The sequence below is a fragment of the Deinococcus misasensis DSM 22328 genome, from assembly GCF_000745915.1.
Classification (GTDB): domain Bacteria; phylum Deinococcota; class Deinococci; order Deinococcales; family Deinococcaceae; genus Deinococcus_C; species Deinococcus_C misasensis.
The window spans coordinates 21,284-39,098 of record NZ_JQKG01000022.1; the positions used below are offsets into that span (position 1 = coordinate 21,284).

Below are 17,815 nucleotides of genomic sequence, written 5' to 3' on the forward strand. Positions count from 1 at the left end.
GAACCAACCCTAAAGGTTCTTCTGTCTTGAAACCATGAAAGCAAGAAACCTGCTTCCCGAGCCTGTTTCTGGTGGTTTTTTCTGTGCAGGATTCAGAGGTCTTCTCACGTTTGTCAGCGAAACCGCAGCAATTTTCTCAGAGAGAACCGGAGAATGGGTTTCAGACATGCGAAAAGTTCTTGCCCTCACCACATTGATTGCTGTTCCTTCCATCGCCATTGCCCAGAGTCAGGACACCCTTCAGGAGATCCGCATTGTGGGTGTTTCTGAATCCCAGGCTGCCACCATCAAAAGCAGATTGCCGATTTATCAGGGCTCCAAAGTGACCGATGTGAAACCCGAAGCCATCAAAGCGGCCATTGGGCGGCTCGGGATTTATCAAGTGCTGGAGGTCAAAGTCGAGAATGAAACCCGCGGCCCGGTGCTCTTGATTCAGGTCAAAGAGAACCCCAAAATCGCAGACATCTTGGTGACTGGAGCAGCCATTGATGCCAGCACCTTTCAAAACACGCTCAAGGAACAGTATGGTCTTGCCAAAGGAAGCGTCCTGAACACCGCACAGCTTGAAGTGGCCCGTGTGCGTTTCAGACAGGCTTTGCGTGAGCAGGGCCTTCCTTTCCTGCCAGAGGTCACCACCACCCTCAAAGAAGGCGAACAGGGAACCGTGGTGACGTTCACCGTTCAGGAAGCCGTTCCTGTGAAGCAGGTGGTGTTCAAAGGGGTCAGCAAAATCCCTCAAACCGAAGCACAGGCCGCTTTTGCTGCTCTGGTGGAGGGGGGCACCTTCAGCTCTGCCACCTACGAAGAAAGCTTGCGGAAACTGTCTGCCGCCTACCAGGAGGCAGGATACCTTGGCAGCGGAGCCAACCTGCAAACCGCAGTGCTCAACAACGGCATCCTGACCATTGAAGTGGTTGAACTGACCGTGGGCACCATCGACACCAGCCTGATCGAAGGCGTGCCCACCCTGACCATCAAGGAAGGGGATGTGTTCCGTCCAGCAGATTTCGCTGCTGATCTGCAAAAAATCAGTGAAACGCTCGGGAAAACCGTGACCCTCCAATACCAGCAAAACCCCTCCGATCCTCGCAAGGTGGATGTGCAACTGGTGGTCACCAGCATTCCAGCCGGCAAAGTGTCCAGCATCGTCATTGAAGGAAACACCGTTCTGACCGACGAAGAGTTGGCCTCTGGACTGCAAAACAAGATTGGACAGACCTTCAGCCTGCCTCTGGCCCAAGAAGATGTGCTGGCCCTTCAGCGCCTGTACCGCGCCAGAGGTTATGAGATTGTGCTGCCCAAAGACCCTGTGGATTTTGATGGCAAAACCTTGACCTTCAAAATTCAGGAAGTGACCATCAGTGGCTATGACATCCGCTGGGAAGGCACACCACGCACCAACGAAGATTTGATTCGTTCTCAATTGCCTGCAGTGGGCAGTCCTTTGAATGCCGACACCTTCAGGAAATACCTGGGCAGGTTGGTGCAAGGCGGGATCATCAAAGCCCTCAATGTGCAACCTGTCACCACCGACGACCCGAGCAAAGTCAAATTGGCCCTGACCCTGCAAGACGTTCCCAGCCTGAATGTCAGTCCGGGCCTCACTTACGCACCCGGCGAAGGCTTTGCTGGAGACCTGCAAATCTCCGATTCCAACCTGTTCGGCCTCGGGCACCAGTTGAGCGCCAGCCTGAACTTCGCACCAAACGATGCCCGCCAGATTGTGGGGGGCTCCATCTCTTACGGCCTGCCTTACCTCGGGACACCAGAGCAACCCCTGAGCGGAAAATTCACACTGGCCAGCAATGTTCTGCCCAACCTGCCCATCAAACAGGGCACCGAAGACACCGGACGGCAGTACACCGAGCGCACCAATCAGGCCATTGTGGAAGCCAACACCCCCCTGAACGACAATGTGGCGGTCAGTGCAGGCATCAAGGGCGAACTCAAACAGTTTTATCTGGAACCGGGACAGCAAGGCAGCTTGCCAGACAACGATCCTGCGGTTTCTGCCAACCTTCCACAACAAGGCTGGTCGGTGCAACTTTTCTCTGGTCTGAATGCCGATTACACCGACAATGGCCGTTTCCCCACCGAAGGCTTCAGGGCTTCCTTGAATGGCAGTTACGGTTTTGGGCAGGAAAAATCACGTCTGAATTGGGGCAAAATCTCTGGTGGATTGCGTGGCTATGTGGACCTGACCGATGGCACCACCCCCAACGTGGTCTTTGCAGGCCGGGTGGATGCAGGGACCATCATCGGAACCGCTCCAGAGTCTGCCCTGTTCCGGGTGGGAGGCAGCCAGTTCGATGACAGCTTCAGCCTGAAAGGCTTTGATGACAACAGTTTCTCTGGCACCAACTTCTTCACAGCAGGCCTTGAAGCCCGAGCAGACTTTGGACTGAAAGCCAGCTTTGTGCAGGGGGTGTATGCACTGGGCTTTGTGGATGCTGGGGATGCCTGGACCAACAACGACTTCAACCTGAATGTGGGTTACGGACTTGGCGTGCAGGCCGATCTGGGCACCGAAGGGTTTATCGTTCCACTCCGCATGGATTATGCCTTCTCAAACCTGTACCCACAGGGCAAATTTTCCATCAAACTGGGCTTTTTGTTCTGAAGTTGAGCTTCTCTGGCCAGAGGAAAACCCTCTGGCCATCTTCATTTCTCAGCAGTGACCATCAACAAAAAAACACCCCCTGAGCCATTCAGAACCTGTGCTCTGGCAGGCATTCTGAACCCTCACCATTTGGGATTTCATGGGATCTTCTCACTGTGAACTGTGAACTTTCAACTCGGATGAGGTGGCAACAAAAACACAACCTCTGGTGGTCCCACATCATGAAGCTGTGTCACCTGAAGGGTAGCGCTTTACAGGGTCCCTCAAGCAGCTTTCAAGCGTTTATCCCCTTAACAAAAGCACACAGGCGTCCAGCATTTCAAAAACTGCAGGTATAATGGACCCATGCCGCTTTCCCGGGTCATTCCTCTCAAACGCGCTGCACACGCTTATCTGGTGCAAGATGGGCACCTCTTGCTGGTCACCGAACGCATGGACGACGGTTCCATTTTCTGGGGCCTCCCCGGCGGAAAAGCCCGAGATGGTGAATCTCTGGCCGATGCTGCCATCCGTCAGGTCAAAGAAGAGACCGGCCTGGATCTGTACGATCTGGAGTTTGTGTCTCTCCTGGAAGGCGAAATGCTGTCCATGACCAAACATGCCCACTATGCCAACTTCGCCCGTTTCACTGGAAAATTCCGTGGGGAATTGCGTCCCATGGACCCGGAAGTGCTTTCTGCAGAGTGGATTCCCTTCGAGCAGGTGATGCAACTGGTGCGCTTCGGGCCTCCACCAGAGTGCGAAGAACGGAACCCCTTGATCTGGGTCCCCACACAGGATTTCCTCTCTGGGAAATCCAAGGCCTACTACCCGATTTAAAGCATTTGACAGAAGCACAGGAGACTGTCTCTCAGGTGGAGATTTTTGAAGCAGGAGGATTCGTTTGAATCCTCCTGCTTCACTGATCAACGCAACCAACAGATCCCACCCTTGCTCCACTTGTTCAAAACCATCCCTCAAGTCGGAGGGACAGTCTTGAGCAACAGGAAAGACAGGGAGATTACTTGATTTTCTGCCTTCCGGAGATCGCCCGTCCGAGGGTGACCTCGTCGGCGTATTCCAGCGCACCCCCCACCGGCAGACCGTAAGCAATGCGGCTCAAGGTGGCTCTGGTTGGAGCGAGTTGCCGTTGCAAGTACATGCTGGTGGCTTCTCCCTCTACGGTGGTGCTGGTGGCCAGAATCACTTCGTGGTCCGGGGTGACCCGGGTCAGCAGTTGCTTGATGTACAGCTTGTCCGGTCCCACACCATGCATGGGGCTGATGGCTCCGTGCAGCACGTGGTAAAGGCCACGGTACTCACCAGAGCGTTCAATGGCGAGCACATCGCCGGGATCTTCCACCACGCAAATCTGGTTTTGCATCCGTCCAGCATCGCTGCAGACCTCACAGAGTTCTTTGTCAGTGACATTGAAGCACTGGGGACACAGGTGCAATTCCTCTTTGGCACTCAGAAGGAGTCTGGCAATCCGCTCGATGTCCTCCTGAGGCTGTTCAAACAGATAAAACGCCAGTTTCTGGGCGCTTTTGGGCCCAATGCCCGGCCATCTGGACAGCTCGCGGATCAGTTGAAGCAGACTGGCAGGATACTTCATCTCACATCAATCCGCCAAGGAAGCCCATGCTGCGCTGGGTTTCTTGCTGTTGCAGCGCATCGGCTTTCTCCTGGGCGTCTTTGAAGGCCACCAGCAGCAAATCTTCGAGGGCTTCCACATCCTCGGGGTCCACGGCCTGAGGGTTGATTTTGAGGCTTTGCAGTTTGCCCTGTCCGTTGAGCACCACTTCAACCATGCCACTGGCACTGCCGGTCACGGTCATGCCTGCGAGTTGGTCCTGAATTTTCTGTGCAGCCACCTGTGCTTGCTGCATTTGCTTCATGAGTTTCCGCATGTCCATAAAGGCCATTTTATAACGTTTTGACCCCTGGGAATGGGGGGTTTGTGAGGATTTCAGGTCCAGGGTGTGATACCCAGGAGGGCTCCCCCATTCGAAAAAACAGCAGGCCCGAAGCCTGCTGCACGGTCAGCATTCAGAAATCAGAGGGCAGAACCGGGATACTTCACACGCTTGGTGCGGCGGTAAACCTGTGCAGGTCTGCCCACCCCATTGCGGCGTTCTCCGGCAGCTTCCAAGAGGCCCTGAGACAGGATGCGCTTGCGGAAATTGCGCTTGTCGAGCTTCTGGTTGAGGATGGCCTCGTAAACCTCTTGCAACTCAGGGAGGGTGAAATGCTCGGGCAAGAATTCAAAAGCCAGATTGGCGTACTCCAGACGGGTCTGCAAGCGGCGGATGGCTCTGGAGAGGATGTCGGCGTGGTCAAAGGCCAGAGGGGGGGGATCGTGTGCCACAAACCATGCTGCACCCACGGTGCTTCCACCTGCATGAACGGCAGGGGTGCCGTGTGGGAGCACCGCCATGTGGGCCACCGAGACAATGCGACCACGGGGGTCACGTCCCGGATTTCCGAAAGTATAAAGTTGTTCAAGATGGTTGGGAGAGAGCGCCACGCTGGTCTCTTCACGGAGTTCCCGCAGGGCGGCTGCTGCAAGGGTTTCTTCGTGCTGAACAAAACCCCCGGGAAGCGCCCACGACTGGGAGTGGGGTTCCAGACCACGACGGACCAGCAGAATGTGCAACTGGCCCTTGTGCATGGCAAAGGCCACCACATCTACTGCCAGACCCACTTGAGCAGCAAAAGGAGGCAATGTTAGTGTATACATCACACTTAAATATATGGCTTTTGGTCGCACAAGTCAATGAATTCATGTCAAAAGTCATCTACACCAGATTGCTTGTGAGCAAAATAACTTATGGGGTAAATTTTTTGAGATGTTGTCACAAACCATTTGGATCTTTGCAAAATTTTAGTTATCCATCAACCAACAAACGATTGCAAGGGACTTTTGTTGCTCAGGATTCGAAAGCACCTACACAAATCCAGATCTAGACAGCTTGAGAATCAGACCATTTTCAAACGGACTTCTTCAAACGGTCTCTGGATTTTGCAAAAACCACCCATTTTCCAGAAAAGCACCTTGCTGGTTTTGCCAAACTTCTGGATGGTTGCATCCTGACTGACAGAGCAAAAAACCCTGGATTTCAGACCAGCTACAGCCGGTTTTAATCCGTTGTGCGTAGGCGAATTCTGCCTGTGTGGTGTAAAATAAACTTTGATGTTCCTACCCAGAATGTCCACGATCCCCGAGAACGGGGCGTGCTGGAGGTGGTTGTAATTTCTAAAGAGCACAAGATCAATGAGCAGATTCGGGTTCGGCAAGTCCGTTTGATTGATGACGAGGGCGGCCAAGTTGGCATCATCGATACCAGGGAAGCCCTGCGTGTCGCCCAGGAAAAAGGCCTGGATCTGGTGATGGTGGGCGCTGCTGCTGTACCCCCGGTCTGTAAACTCATGGATTACGGGCGTTTTCGTTACGAGCAACAGCAGAACGAAAAAGAAAACCGCCGCCGTGCACGCACCCAGGAAGTCAAGTCCATCAAATTCCGCATTAAAATTGATGAAAACGACTTCAACACCAAAACCAACCATGTTCGTCGCTTTCTGGAAGAGGGCAACAAGGTCAAAGTCACCATCATGTTCCGTGGTCGCGAACGCACCCACCCCGAATTGGGTGAGCGCATCCTTGAACGTGTGGCAGAAGCCATCAAGGACATCGGTACCCCTGAAGGCGCTCCTTCCATTGCAGGCATGGACATGAACATGATTGTTGCTCCTGCTCCGGGCAAGATCAAAAAGAAAGATTCTGACAAAGACCCTGAAAAAGATTCAGAAACGGTTGCTTCAGAAGCCTGAATTGCGGTTCTGCCCATCCTCCCAAGAGGGAGGATTTTTTTTGCCCCGATCCTCGAAGCTGACCCACACATGAGAAATACCTGAAGGCAAATGAACATGCTCCCGAGCACTGTCCTGTTAACATTCAAAGTATGAAACCTTCTGTTTTGACCTTGATCCTGCCTGTCCTGCTGGCTTCCTGCACAGTCACCACCCAGACCACTGCACCTGCCAAACCCCAGAATGCAGTGTCCCAATCTAAACCCTCTCCCTCGGTGAATCTGGGAGACTATGCACTCCCTGAAGGGGCCAGCAACGTCAAAGTCAAAAGCAACAATGTGGAGTTTCGGATCTCTGGAAAATCTCTGGATGACATCTTTGTCCATTATGACCAGCAATTCAAACGCAGAGGATGGCTGCGTGTGGGTCTTGAAGAACGTCCGAACCGTGTTGAAGCCACATACAAATACGAAAACAACCTGGTCAAACTGCTGGTCAAGCGTGAAGGAAACAGTGGCAAATACGAGATTGAACTCGAAGATTGAAGCCAAAAGTTCAATCGTGCCATCAAACAACTGATTCAGTCAGAAAAACAGAACATGTGCAAGCGCCTCCCTCCAGGCCCTCGCACATGTTCTTTGCATTGGATTCATTGAACAAAATGAAAAACTTCATACAAATGGACATCACAATCAGGATTGATTTCAGCGGTTGAAATTTAAAATCTATATCATTGTTGATGTGAAAATTCCATACACAACCAATGGACACCAAAACATTCAAAGAGATTTAAACCCGATACCATTGCCAACTTGAAAATTTTAAACCCGACCCTGCCATTGATTTCGATACATACCATTGTGCTGTCCATCTTTCTGGTCCACCCCAGGAGTGTGCGGTTCAGGGCTGTTCCAGAGCATCAAGTTCCAAATTCTTCCATTGACCCATTGCATTTTGCAGGGTGAAGGTCTCATCCCTCAAACCCCACAGGAGAACATCCCTTCTTCTCCTGTTCAAAGGATAGAAAACCACTGGAGAATCAAGAGAGAATTTTCATCTTACAAATTTTTCACTCATTCACAATTCATATACAATTCGCAGACAGTTCTGATTTGGTCCTTTAAACTGGAAAGAACATGACAGGATTTGTCGCTGCCCAACCCAGCATTCCCAAACCCCTGCCAAACGAAGTCAAACGCAAGCACTTGCTCAAACAGATGCGCAAAGCCGAAGATGCCCGTCTGGTTGCTTTGCTTGCACCTTCTGGATACGGCAAAACCACCCTTCTGGCGCAATATGCCCGTTCGTCCAGAAAAAAGACCCTGTGGATCACGGCCTCCCCTGAAATGCAAGATCCTGTCTGGTTGGGTCAGGTGCTCTACCACAGGCTTGCACCAGAACTGCAACTTCCACCGGTGAGTTGGGAAGACATGCATCCCCAAGCTCTGGGCAGTCTGGCTCGACTGATGGTTCAAGGGCTCAGTGATTCCAGAGAACACATCCACATCCTGATGGATCAGGCAGAACACCTTTCAGAAGCCTCTGGAAAATGGCTGACCGATGTGATCTTGCAGCTTCCAGAAGGCCACCAGTTCATGCTGGCCGGTTATGACAGCGTGCCTTTGCCTTGGGGCCTGTGGACCACCCGGCCTGACATTGTGGTGATGGGCACCCAGCAATTGGCCTTTGAACCAGAAGAATCCCAACAACACCTGAGCAAACTCAAGAAAAGTTGGGATGAGGACCTGCACCAGCAAAGCGCTGGATGGCCTCTGGGCCTGACCCTGCAAGGCACCGGGCAAACCACAGGGCTCAACATTCAGGACTGGATTGAACACCGTTTGCTGGAATTGCCAGATGATTTGCTGCACATCTTGCCTGCTCTGGTGAAGCATCCCATCTGGACCGACCCCATGCCACTGAACCAAGGAGCACCCTTGCCCAAAGGTTGGCTGAAACCCTTGCTGGAAAAAGGTCTCCCTCTCACCCGCCTTGGACGAGGAGAATACCAGCCCCACACCTTGCTGATGGAAACCCTGGACCGTCTTTTGCAACAACATCCCGAAGAACATCGGCGTGTGCATCTGGAAATGGCACACACCGCCGAAAAACAAAACCTCTGGAGAACCGCTTTCGATCACCATCTGAAGGCAAAACATCCTGAAGGTGCCTTGCAGTGCATCCGCAAACTGATCCCCGAGTTGTATCAGCGTGTGGAGTTTTCCACGGTGGTGACATTGTTGCGAAAATTTCCTCTGCAAGACCTTCCCAGAGACCTGCAAGCTTCTCTGGCTGTGGCCCTTCTGGAAAATGGACAGACTTCAGAAAGCCACCAGCTGGCCCAGGATCTGTTGGCCAGTGGATTCATGAGCAGCGACCTGTGTCTGGCCTGCGGAACCCATGCATACCGACAGGGGCAAAAAAAGGAATATCTGGACTGGAGCCTGAAGGCCCTTGAACTCAGCCAAACCCCTCTGGAAAGATTGAGAAGCCACCGGATGCGCGTTTCTGCTTTGCTGTACAACCAGCAACATGTTGCTGCCCTTGAAGCAGGCAAACTCTACTTGCAAGAAGCCCAAAGCAACCATCAACCTTTTTCAGTCGCCAAGGCCCTTTTGATGCTGGCCAATGTTTACAGCGACATGGGCAGCTTTGTGGAAGGTGAACAGGCTTATCTTGCAGCTTTGAAGATGTGCCAGCAACACCACTTTGAAGCCAGCAAGGCCGAAATTTACTACAACCTCTCATTGACCTTGCTGGACGACAATCGGCCACAGGAAGCCCTGACTTGTTTGACTGAAGCCCTCGGGCTTCCAGAACACCTGATGAAACACTGGTATCCCCTGCTGATTGGCATGCGTGGCACCATTCTGGCCCAATTGCACCTGTTCACAGAGGCCATCCTTGATTTTGAAAAAGCAGCAGAACTCTGTCCCAACTATGGTTGGGGCACCTACACCCTGATGTATCTCTCGGCTGCAGCAGATGCCGCCTGCCTCGCGGGCAAGCAAACCCAAGCAAGAGCATTGATTGAACAGGCACGGTTGCAACTTGCTGCCTCTGAAGACAATGGCTTACACACGTTGGCATTCAGTGAGGGGTTGCTGGCCTGGAGCAAAAACCAGCACTTTGAAGCAGAACAACACCTGCAAAAAGCCGATGCCCGTTCTCTGGGGTTGTGGAACTGGGCATTGATTCCCTTGATTCAAGCAGATCTCGCTTGCAAGCAGGGCAGTTTGACCCGAGATCACCTTGAGCGTTCTTTCCAGAGGCTGGAAGTGCTGGGAAACGATGGCCCTCTGGAATTTCTGGCCCGTTACCTTCCAGACCTGTATCAATCTTGCATTTCCAGAGGGTGGTACAAAGAACGGATGGGGCAGGCCCTCTCTGTGGGTCAAAAACCTCTGGAGATGCCACCCCATCCATGGATTTTGAAAGTGCAGGGCTTTGGATCGTTTGTGGCATCAGGCTCCGCAGGACCCTTGGAATGTGCCTTGCGAAAGAATGAGGAACTGTTGATGTTTCTGGCCATCCATGGTCCTTGCAGCCGGGACGACCTGATTGATGCACTCTGGAATGGTGAAAACACCCGCAAGAACATTGACCACTTCAAGGTGTTGGTGCGAAAACTGCGTTCGGAACTGACGCAAGCCCTGAACACCCCTTTTGATCCTTTGCCTTTTCAAGGGCAATATCAACTTCATCCCTCCTTGGAAGTGGAGTGTGCTGTTCGCAGGTTCCTGCAAACCCCTGAATCCACAGCGCCTGCACTCAGAGAGCACATTCTCCTGTATCAGGGGGAGTTCTTTCCAAGATTGGACACCCACTGGGCCGATGAACTGCGAGAGCAGTGCCGTGAATTGCTGGTGCATCACACCCTGCTGTATGCACGTCTGGCAACCGATCCACAAGAGGTTTCACAAGTGGTTCAGCATGCTTTAAACCATTGCCCTGCCGAAGAACACCTGTATCTGGGTTTGCTGGACGTTTACCAGCAAACCGGCAACAACCCTGCTTACCAGATTCTGCACCAACGCTACCAGAACATGCTGAAGCAGGAATACCTGAACGGTTGAACCTCAGCCAGGAAGGCGGTTGAGGGTGTAAATTCTGGGGAAATGACCTCCGTGGTACACCCGATCTTCGCGCACCACGGACCAACGGCTCTGGTCTTTGAGCAGGCGGTCCATCAGTTTGATTTCATGGGAAATCAACACCATCCGTGCGCCAACAGCAGCAATGCGGGTCATCTCACGGAAAAACTCTGGATAGAGGGAGAGGTTGGCGGTGTTGCTGCCAATGTTGTCTCCCCAGGGCAGGTCACACAGGATCACATCCACACTCTGGTCTGGCAGATCCAGATGGGTGGCATCAGACAGGTAGGCTTCGGATTTCAGACCTGCAGCTTGCAGATTAGCCTGAGCAAACCCCACATGCTCATGGTCCAGATCACAGCCAGAGACTTTGGCCCCTCCATACATCAATCCAGTCTCAATCATCAGGGTGCCAGAGCCGCACATGGGGTTGAACACCACATCGTGTTTTTCAATGTGGGCCAACTGAACCATCGCTGCTGCCACTGTGGCATTCAAGCCACCTTCCATGTTGGCCACACGCCACGCACGTGCAGACAGAGGACGAGGAGACAGGCGGATCAGCACTTCCCATGCCTCTCCTGATTTCAGGACACGCAACACCATTTCCCCATCTTCAGGGTCATGTTTGAGTTTGCTCTGGGTCTGGATCTCCTCTGCCAGACGCTTGAACACACTGGAATCACTGCCTGCTGCTGCAAAGCGGAAAGACTGGAATGTGCCCAACTTTCGGGTGTCCTGAACAATGGAAAGCAAACGGGTGAGGTGTTGATGCCCGAGCAAGGCTTTGGGACGCGGCACCTCAAAACGCTCAATGCGTGAGACGGCAACCACGGTGCGGAGGTCCAGCAGGGGCCTCGGGTTGCCCGGAAAAGCAATCCGCACATGGTCTTTCCCTTTGCCGAGGATGCGGGCATTCAGGGCTTTCAATTCATGAAGCACGAAGGGGGTCAATCCTTCGAGGTGGTCCAAATGGTAGGTCTGCATTTTTAGAAGCTTACTTCAACAGGGAGGAGGGCTGCAAAACCTGATGTTCCTGCAGGGCAACAAAAAGCCTCTGGAGCAGCTCAAGGAACATCGGATCTGGATCGCGCTGAAACCGTGCCCACATCAGCAAAAAGTTGTTGAGGATGCCAGTCCGGTATCCCTGCCAGAGCTCTGCCTGGGTCAGTCCGATGCCATGCTGGTGCATCACCTGCAGGTACTGTTCAAGGAGGTCTTTTTCCAGATGCTGGCGTTCAAACCAGTTGAAACGGATCACCAGAAAATGGGCCAGATCAAACCCAAACGGAGAAATGCTGGTGTGTTCATAATCAATCAAATACAGGCGCGCGGGGTTGAGTCGGTCCACGAGCACCTGACCAAAATGAAAATCCCCATGACACAAGGTGATTCTGCCTGCATCTGCGTAAAGCTGCTCCAGAGTGCCCTTTGCCTGCAATTGTTCAGCGACATGCAAGAGTTCAGAAGGCAGTTCTTTTTGCTGGATGGCTTTTTCCAGGGTTCCCCTGTGTTTGTTCAACAAAACAGGCAACTGGTCTCCCCACGGACCTGAAGGGTGGTCTTTGAGGGCAGGATGAAGCATCCACTGGGCATGGAATTCGGCCAGCAAGCGCACCACCTGTCCCACACGTTGAAAGCGTTCAGGCTCTGGAAGGTCGGTCCACATTTTGCAGCGGTCTTGCAGGCTTTCCAGCACCAGATGGGCTTTGCAGGTCTGGTCATTGTGCTGGAGGTCCAGCAGAGGGGCATGGGGAATGTTCACCAGAGGGGCAAACCCTTTGAGGTAGGTGGCTTCATTCAGAAACCGGCGGTAACGTCTGGCATCGAAATCATCTGCAATGCGGTACTTGACGAACACCGGACGGGAAGTGCTGCCCTGATGCACCTCCACAAAAGCATAATCGGCATGTTCACCTTCACCGAGCCTCTGGATGTTCAGGTGGGTGACCTCTGGAAAAAGCTTTTTCAGGGCGGGCTTGAGCATGAAGGGATAAGCCACAGGCTCGGGATGGCCCAGCAGGCTTTTTGCTGCTGCCACCATCACCCCGAGCCTGCCTGCAAACGTGCTCAGGTGACCACCAACCATGTGACCCATGAAGCGCTGCCCAGCATGAAAAGCCCTGCATAAACAGCACAACCGATGCTCAGGCACCCTCTGCGGCGGTGATGGCGGTGACGGCGATGCCTGCGGTGTGAATGGGAACCGATGAGGGAACCAATTGAGAATGATCCAACCGAAAAACTGCTCATGTTGCCTCCTGTATGGCTTTCTGTATGACGTTCAACTCTGGTTCAAAATACGCAAGATGCAAGGCGAAGGTTTCTTGATTTTATCTCCAAGTCAAAAGCCAGCTGTGACCGTTTCGTTTGCTTTTGTGTCTTTTGCATCTGGTACAGCAGAAACACTTATTCCATCCGAAAGCATGCTGAGAAGTCATACAGCACACCTCAAAGATTACGAAACACAGTTGCATTTTCGTAACAAAGGTGTTAATTTGTGAAATGCACTTCCAATCCAAAGCTGTGGGAACCCCCTCCCACAGCAAGGTTTCTGATCCTCCAACTGGATTTTGGGTCTTTCTGGTCCCAGAACAGATGGACAGAAAACCCGTGCAAGGAGCCCCATGAAAAAATCCCTTTTGCTGCTGCTGGGTGCCACTCTGGTGTCCTGCAATACCCTCTCCATTTCCCCTGCAGAAACCCAGACCACCCCAGAGTCCACAGAAGTGGGACAACAACTCACCTTTGTGCACCCCGGACTGCTTCTGAATGCTGCCCGTCTGGAGCGCTTGAAAACCCAGGTGAACAGCACCACCAGCAACATCACCCAGCAGGGCTGGACCAAAGTCACCTCCGATTCCAGAGCCTCCAGTGGTTACACCCCACACCCTTACAGCACCGTGCATGTGCTGGACTCGGGCAGCACCGATGAAGAAAGGGACTTCAAAGACGATCCTCAGGCCGCCTACCTGAATGCCCTGCAATGGGTGGTGACCGGAAAAAGCGCCCACAAAGACGCCTCCATCCGCATCATGCGGGCATGGGCACAGAAATTCCAGAGCATCGTGAACGTCAACACCGACAAACCCAAGCAGGTGGATCTGGAAGCCGCATGGGTCCTGCCCATGTGGGTCAATGCTGCCGAAATCATCCGGTATCACAACAACGGAGCCGCCGGATGGTCCAGCACCGACATCCAGCAATTTGATGCCTTTGTGAACAAACTCTACAACTACGCATGGAAAGCCACCATCGACACCAGCACCAAAAACAACTGGACGGTCTCTGGTGCTTACGCCATGATGTCCGCTGGCGTTTACCTGAACGACACCACCAAATATCAGGAAGGCATGCGCATCATCAAAGAAACCATGCCCAAAGTGGTCTACGCCTCGGGTGAAATTTACGAACTGAAATCCAGAGACTGCTACCACCCCCAGTACTCCCTGACCGGACTGGTGCAAGCCGCCAACGTGGCATGGGTGCAGAACGACAACAGCATCTACAACCTGACGTTTGATGGCCAGACCACCCCCAGACTGGTGCTCGGGATGGAGTACATCGCCAAATCCATCCTGAGTGGCAGTGGCGTCCGAAACTGCTCTCCCAGCGGGGCAGACGACTACATCCGTGAAGGCTACGGAGACATTGCCCTGAACCGCTATGGCACCACGGTTTTGCCCAACTTCTACAAAGCCGTGTTGAAAGCCCGCCCAGAGGACGGATCGGACCAGTTCCTCGGGTGGACGACCGCAACGTTTGGCAAGTATTGAGAACCCATCAACCTGTAGGGGCGCAGCGTGCTGCGCCCTCTTGCTTGCCACACCATGTTTTTTGACAAATTCACCACTCTCCTGTATCCTTATAAGGCTGAAGTGAAGCCGGGACCACTGCGGAAACGCGACCGAGCTTCCAGGTTTACCCCGAGGGGAAAACCTCAGAGAGGACACCACATGCCCAAGCAAAAGACCAAAAAGGCTGCTGTGCGTCGCATCAAAGTGACTGCGACCGGCAAAGTGATGGCGTTCAAGAGTGGCAAACGCCACCAGAACACCGGCAAGTCTGGCCGTGACATCGCCAAAAAAGGCGCAGGTTTCGTTCTGGCCAAGAGTGAATGGGCCCGCATGAAGCTCATGTTCCCCGGAGGTCGCAACTAATGCCACGCGCCAAAACTGGTATCATCCGCCGCCGTCGTCACAAGAAGGTTCTGAAACGCGCCAAAGGCTTCTGGGGTTCACGCTCCAAGCAGTACAAGAACGCCTTCCAGACCCTGCTGAACGCAGCCACCTACGAATACCGCGACCGTCGCAACAAAAAGCGCGACTTCCGTCGCCTGTGGATTCAGCGCATCAACGCTGCTGCCCGCCTGAACGACATCAGCTACTCCACCCTGATGTTCGGTCTGAAAAAAGCTGGCATCGCTCTGGACCGCAAAGTCCTCGCTGACATTGCTGCCCGCGAGCCCCAAGTGTTCGCCAACCTGGTGACCACTGCCAAGAACGCTCTCGCCAGCGCTTAAAAGCAACAAAAATCCACATCCTCCTGAAATTCAGGAGGATGTTTTGTTTGGTTTGATGTTCAATCCAGAGCAAGGGCAGAAAGATCTTTCCCCAGCACCTGACACAACCCTTTGACCACCAGAGCATGATCTTCCCTCTGGGGCACACCGGACACCGTCACCACAGCGACCATTTCACCACTGTGCAGGCAGATGGGAAAGGCCCCTCCGTGGGTGGCATAATCTGCATCTGGCAAACCATGGGCATCTGTGACGTTGGTGTTGTCCTGCTTGAGGGTGAGGCCCACAAAATAAGAACTGGTCCTGAAGTGCTTCACCACATTGGATTTCCGGCGGACCCAGCTCAGGTTGTCTGGCGTGGTGCCCGGCAAAGCGGCAAAAAACAGGGGCATCCCATCCAGACGGGTGATGTCGATGACCACCCCTTTCCCTTTCTGAACCGCAATCTGGCGGATCGCCTGCCCGAGTTCCCATGCGGTGTGGAAATCAAAGTGCTCAAATTTGAGGGTGGTTTCCTGCTCACGGATTTTTTGAAGATCCTCTTGATGGGTCATGGTTTCCTTTCCAGTGCAATGCGCTGTCCTGAGCGCGAAGAGGCTTCACCGACCTCCAGCAGGTCCATCACCCAGGTGGCTTCCTCTGGCGTGACGGGGTTGGGATGTCCCTGCAAAATGGCTGCAGCCACCTTTTCATAGTAGGTCTGGTAACTGCCCCTCTGGTTTTCTATTTCAAGGGAGATGGGAGCACCTTCAGGTTGGGTATACAAAACGCCCTTTTCAGGATCCAAGCCCCAGTTTTCATCGCCGGGCCGTCCTCCGGCCTTCAAGGTCGGTTCCTGGGTGTCCAGACCGTATTTCAGGTAACTGCCCGCCGTTCCATGCACCACAAAACGGGGATTGGGCGCAGCCACCAGCATGGAACCATGCAACACCACTTTGAGGCGGTCATAACCCAGCACCACATGGAAGAAATCCGGGGCCTGTCCAGCATCACGGAGCACAGCAATGTCTGCCTGAACGGTCTCAGGCCAGCCAAAAAGCTGCAACACCTGATCCAGCACATGTGGCCCGAGGTCGTACCACAGACCACTGCCGGGCAGGTTTTGCTCCCTCCAGCGGTTCACCACCACCGGCCGGAAACGGTCAAAATGCGATTCAAAATGCACCACCCGCCCGAGTTGCCCCTCTGCAATCAGCTTCTTGAGGGTCAGGAAATCGGCATCCCACCTGCGGTTGTGAAACACCGAAAGGATCAGGTTTGATTTGGAGGCCAGCATGGTCAGTTCTCTGGCCTCTTCTGCCGTCAGGGTGAAAGGCTTGTCCACCACCACATGCTTTCCAGCCAGCAAAGCCGCTCTGGCAAGGCTGAAATGGGTGGTGTTGGGTGTGGCAATCACCACCATTCCAATGTCTGGATGCGAGATGGCCTCCAGAGGGTCTGAAAACACCTGCACAGCAGGAAAGTCTGCATGGACTTTCTCGGGCTGACTGGAGGAAACCACATGCAATTTAAGGCTCTGGACGCTGTCGATCAGAGGAGCATGGAAGGTCTTGGAGGCGAAACCGTAACCAAGCAGGGCGACGTTCAGGGGCTGGGTCATAAGATGGTTATATCGCAGAAGGACGAAGGCAGAAGGCAGAAGGCTCTTTGAGGGCTCAGCAGGTGTCCCCCGATTGCCGAGGGCCGAGGGCATCTTGTAGCACATGGAAAGGAACCTGTAGGGGCGAGGCGTGCCTCGCCCTGCATGCTAAAGCTTTTGGGCGAGGCACGCCTCGCCCCTACATCTGCCTTCTGCCTTGGCTGTCTTTGCCCTCGGCAAACATGCCCTTCTCTATACCTCCCCTCCCCTTTCGCCACACCCGAGCCCCACAAAACCGTTATCCTGTAGTGATTTCTGAAAGCCACCTGCTTTCAGAGGCATGGAGGACAGAATGTTTCACCAGAGGCTCTTGGAGCGCACCCAGAAACTCAACACCAGACTGTGTCTGGGCCTTGATCCGAGGCTTTCCGCACACGGCAGTTTTGAACAGATGAAGCAGCAAACACTGGCTGTGCTAGAGGGGGCTGCCCCTCATGCTGCCTGCGTGAAGCCACAAGCCGCTTTTTATGAGGCCATGGGTTTGCCCGGCATCGAATTCATGGTGGAGTTGATGCGACTGGCGCGCAATCTGGATTTGCCTGTGCTGCTGGATGCCAAACGCGGCGACATCGGCAGCACCGCTGAAGCTTACGCTCAGGCATGGATGACCGGAGAACACGCTGGAAATGCCCTGACGGTCAATCCTTACCTCGGGTTTGAAACCTTGCAACCGTTCATCGATGCAGGGCGCAAAAATGGAGGTGGGGTGTTTGTGCTGGTCAAGACCTCCAATCCCGGCTCTCACGACCTGCAAGACCTTGCCACAGCAGATGGCCTGCTGGCAGAGGTGGTGGCCAAAGCCCTGGACCGTCTGGGTGCAGAAGAAGGAGAGGGACTGAGCAGCGTGGGTGCAGTGGTGGGGGCCACCCATCCTGCAGAGCTGAAAAAATTCCGTGATCTGATGCCCAGAGCCACCCTGTTGTTGCCCGGCCTCGGGGCGCAGGGTGCAAAAGCCGAAGACCTTGCAGATGCCTTCAATTCAGAGGGTGTGGGGGCAGTGGTCAGCGCGTCCAGAGGCATCCAGTATGCCAGCACAGACCTCAGTGTGGAGGCTGCCGTGCAAGCTGCCATTGGGTTCAAAGATCAACTGAATCAGGCGGTTCAGCGCTAAGAGCCATCCCACAAGTTGGAAAAGCCTCGACTCAGTCGAG

17 protein-coding genes are annotated in these 17,815 nt (G+C 53.7%); 10 read left to right on the forward strand and 7 right to left on the reverse strand.

Going from position 1 to position 17,815, the window contains the following annotated elements; translation table 11 throughout:
* The first annotated feature begins 166 nt into the window (after window positions 1-166).
* Window positions 167-2,620 carry a BamA/OMP85 family outer membrane protein gene (locus Q371_RS14760; RefSeq protein WP_169743862.1) on the forward strand — a complete coding sequence of 818 codons (2,454 nt, stop codon included), beginning with the start codon at window positions 167-169 and terminating at the stop codon, window positions 2,618-2,620.
* Between the two features lie 345 nt (window positions 2,621-2,965).
* Entirely contained in the window at window positions 2,966-3,439 is a 474-nt protein-coding gene (locus Q371_RS14765) for an NUDIX hydrolase (RefSeq protein WP_034341803.1), read from the forward strand.
* Window positions 3,440-3,620: 181 nt separating this feature from the next.
* On the opposite strand, the gene recR is transcribed toward Q371_RS14765, so the two are convergent.
* From recR to Q371_RS14780, 3 genes are all read right to left on the reverse strand, one after another.
* Window positions 3,621-4,214: a recombination mediator RecR gene (recR, locus tag Q371_RS14770; RefSeq protein ID WP_034341804.1), complete on the reverse strand. Its 594-nt coding sequence runs from the start codon at window positions 4,212-4,214 to the stop codon at window positions 3,621-3,623.
* Window position 4,215: 1 nt separating this feature from the next.
* Window positions 4,216-4,515: a YbaB/EbfC family nucleoid-associated protein gene (locus tag Q371_RS14775; RefSeq protein WP_034341805.1), complete on the reverse strand. Its 300-nt coding sequence runs from the start codon at window positions 4,513-4,515 to the stop codon at window positions 4,216-4,218.
* A 140-nt stretch (window positions 4,516-4,655) separates the two neighbouring features.
* The gene (locus Q371_RS14780) at window positions 4,656-5,339 is read right to left on the reverse strand and encodes an NUDIX hydrolase (RefSeq protein ID WP_034341806.1); all 684 of its coding nucleotides are present in this window, start codon (window positions 5,337-5,339) and stop codon (window positions 4,656-4,658) included.
* A gap of 503 nt (window positions 5,340-5,842) precedes the next feature.
* Here Q371_RS14780 and infC point away from each other — a divergent pair.
* The 3 genes from infC (at window position 5,843) to Q371_RS14795 (ending at window position 10,485) form a co-directional block, all read left to right on the forward strand.
* Window positions 5,843-6,430, forward strand: a complete 588-nt coding sequence (gene infC / locus Q371_RS14785; RefSeq protein ID WP_034341838.1) for a translation initiation factor IF-3 — start codon at window positions 5,843-5,845, stop codon at window positions 6,428-6,430.
* A gap of 131 nt (window positions 6,431-6,561) precedes the next feature.
* Window positions 6,562-6,954: a hypothetical protein gene (locus tag Q371_RS14790; RefSeq protein WP_034341807.1), complete on the forward strand. Its 393-nt coding sequence runs from the start codon at window positions 6,562-6,564 to the stop codon at window positions 6,952-6,954.
* A 591-nt stretch (window positions 6,955-7,545) separates the two neighbouring features.
* A complete protein-coding gene (locus Q371_RS14795; protein WP_034341808.1) occupies window positions 7,546-10,485 on the forward strand; it encodes an AfsR/SARP family transcriptional regulator in 2,940 nt (979 codons plus the stop codon).
* Between the two features lie 3 nt (window positions 10,486-10,488).
* On the opposite strand, the gene Q371_RS14800 is transcribed toward Q371_RS14795, so the two are convergent.
* Window positions 10,489-11,490, reverse strand: a complete 1,002-nt coding sequence (locus Q371_RS14800; RefSeq protein ID WP_034341809.1) for a methyltransferase domain-containing protein — start codon at window positions 11,488-11,490, stop codon at window positions 10,489-10,491.
* Between the two features lie 10 nt (window positions 11,491-11,500).
* Entirely contained in the window at window positions 11,501-12,601 is a 1,101-nt protein-coding gene (locus Q371_RS14805; RefSeq protein ID WP_034341810.1) for a phosphotransferase family protein, read from the reverse strand.
* Between the two features lie 211 nt (window positions 12,602-12,812).
* On the opposite strand from Q371_RS14805, the gene Q371_RS27085 reads away from it, so the two are divergent.
* From Q371_RS27085 to rplT, 4 genes are all read left to right on the forward strand, one after another.
* Window positions 12,813-13,007, forward strand: a complete 195-nt coding sequence (locus Q371_RS27085; protein ID WP_157442725.1) for a hypothetical protein — start codon at window positions 12,813-12,815, stop codon at window positions 13,005-13,007.
* 123 nt (window positions 13,008-13,130) lie between these two features.
* Complete coding sequence (locus Q371_RS14810; RefSeq protein ID WP_034341811.1) at window positions 13,131-14,279, forward strand: alginate lyase family protein; 1,149 nt, start codon at window positions 13,131-13,133, stop codon at window positions 14,277-14,279.
* Between the two features lie 180 nt (window positions 14,280-14,459).
* The gene (gene rpmI / locus Q371_RS14815; RefSeq protein ID WP_034341812.1) at window positions 14,460-14,663 is read left to right on the forward strand and encodes a 50S ribosomal protein L35; all 204 of its coding nucleotides are present in this window, start codon (window positions 14,460-14,462) and stop codon (window positions 14,661-14,663) included.
* Window positions 14,663-15,025 carry a 50S ribosomal protein L20 gene (rplT, locus tag Q371_RS14820; protein ID WP_034341813.1) on the forward strand — a complete coding sequence of 121 codons (363 nt, stop codon included), beginning with the start codon at window positions 14,663-14,665 and terminating at the stop codon, window positions 15,023-15,025. Before rpmI ends, rplT begins: the two co-directional genes overlap by 1 nt.
* A gap of 59 nt (window positions 15,026-15,084) precedes the next feature.
* Here the strand turns inward: rplT and Q371_RS14825 are convergent, their stop codons facing one another.
* Window positions 15,085-15,579, reverse strand: a complete 495-nt coding sequence (locus Q371_RS14825) for a heme-degrading domain-containing protein (protein WP_034341814.1) — start codon at window positions 15,577-15,579, stop codon at window positions 15,085-15,087.
* Window positions 15,576-16,625, reverse strand: coding sequence for an oxidoreductase (locus tag Q371_RS14830; RefSeq protein ID WP_034341815.1), 1,050 nt, complete (start codon window positions 16,623-16,625; stop codon window positions 15,576-15,578). Before Q371_RS14830 ends, Q371_RS14825 begins: the two co-directional genes overlap by 4 nt.
* Window positions 16,626-16,956: 331 nt before the next feature.
* Between Q371_RS14830 and pyrF the strand changes: the two genes are divergently transcribed.
* A complete protein-coding gene (pyrF, locus tag Q371_RS14835; protein WP_157442726.1) occupies window positions 16,957-17,775 on the forward strand; it encodes an orotidine-5'-phosphate decarboxylase in 819 nt (272 codons plus the stop codon).
* Window positions 17,776-17,815: the final 40 nt, after the last annotated feature.

Coding starts and splice junctions, on each gene's coding strand:
- Q371_RS14760 (WP_169743862.1), top strand. CDS start 167: ATGCGAAAAGTTCTTGCCCTCACCACATTGATTGCTGTTCCTTCCATC.
- Q371_RS14765 (WP_034341803.1), top strand. CDS start 2,966: ATGCCGCTTTCCCGGGTCATTCCTCTCAAACGCGCTGCACACGCTTAT.
- recR (WP_034341804.1), bottom strand. CDS start 4,214: ATGAAGTATCCTGCCAGTCTGCTTCAACTGATCCGCGAGCTGTCCAGA.
- Q371_RS14775 (WP_034341805.1), bottom strand. CDS start 4,515: ATGGACATGCGGAAACTCATGAAGCAAATGCAGCAAGCACAGGTGGCT.
- Q371_RS14780 (WP_034341806.1), bottom strand. CDS start 5,339: ATGTATACACTAACATTGCCTCCTTTTGCTGCTCAAGTGGGTCTGGCA.
- Q371_RS14790 (WP_034341807.1), top strand. CDS start 6,562: ATGAAACCTTCTGTTTTGACCTTGATCCTGCCTGTCCTGCTGGCTTCC.
- Q371_RS14795 (WP_034341808.1), top strand. CDS start 7,546: ATGACAGGATTTGTCGCTGCCCAACCCAGCATTCCCAAACCCCTGCCA.
- Q371_RS14800 (WP_034341809.1), bottom strand. CDS start 11,490: ATGCAGACCTACCATTTGGACCACCTCGAAGGATTGACCCCCTTCGTG.
- Q371_RS14805 (WP_034341810.1), bottom strand. CDS start 12,601: ATGGGTCACATGGTTGGTGGTCACCTGAGCACGTTTGCAGGCAGGCTC.
- Q371_RS27085 (WP_157442725.1), top strand. CDS start 12,813: ATGCAAGGCGAAGGTTTCTTGATTTTATCTCCAAGTCAAAAGCCAGCT.
- Q371_RS14810 (WP_034341811.1), top strand. CDS start 13,131: ATGAAAAAATCCCTTTTGCTGCTGCTGGGTGCCACTCTGGTGTCCTGC.
- rpmI (WP_034341812.1), top strand. CDS start 14,460: ATGCCCAAGCAAAAGACCAAAAAGGCTGCTGTGCGTCGCATCAAAGTG.
- rplT (WP_034341813.1), top strand. CDS start 14,663: ATGCCACGCGCCAAAACTGGTATCATCCGCCGCCGTCGTCACAAGAAG.
- Q371_RS14825 (WP_034341814.1), bottom strand. CDS start 15,579: ATGACCCATCAAGAGGATCTTCAAAAAATCCGTGAGCAGGAAACCACC.
- Q371_RS14830 (WP_034341815.1), bottom strand. CDS start 16,625: ATGACCCAGCCCCTGAACGTCGCCCTGCTTGGTTACGGTTTCGCCTCC.
- pyrF (WP_157442726.1), top strand. CDS start 16,957: ATGTTTCACCAGAGGCTCTTGGAGCGCACCCAGAAACTCAACACCAGA.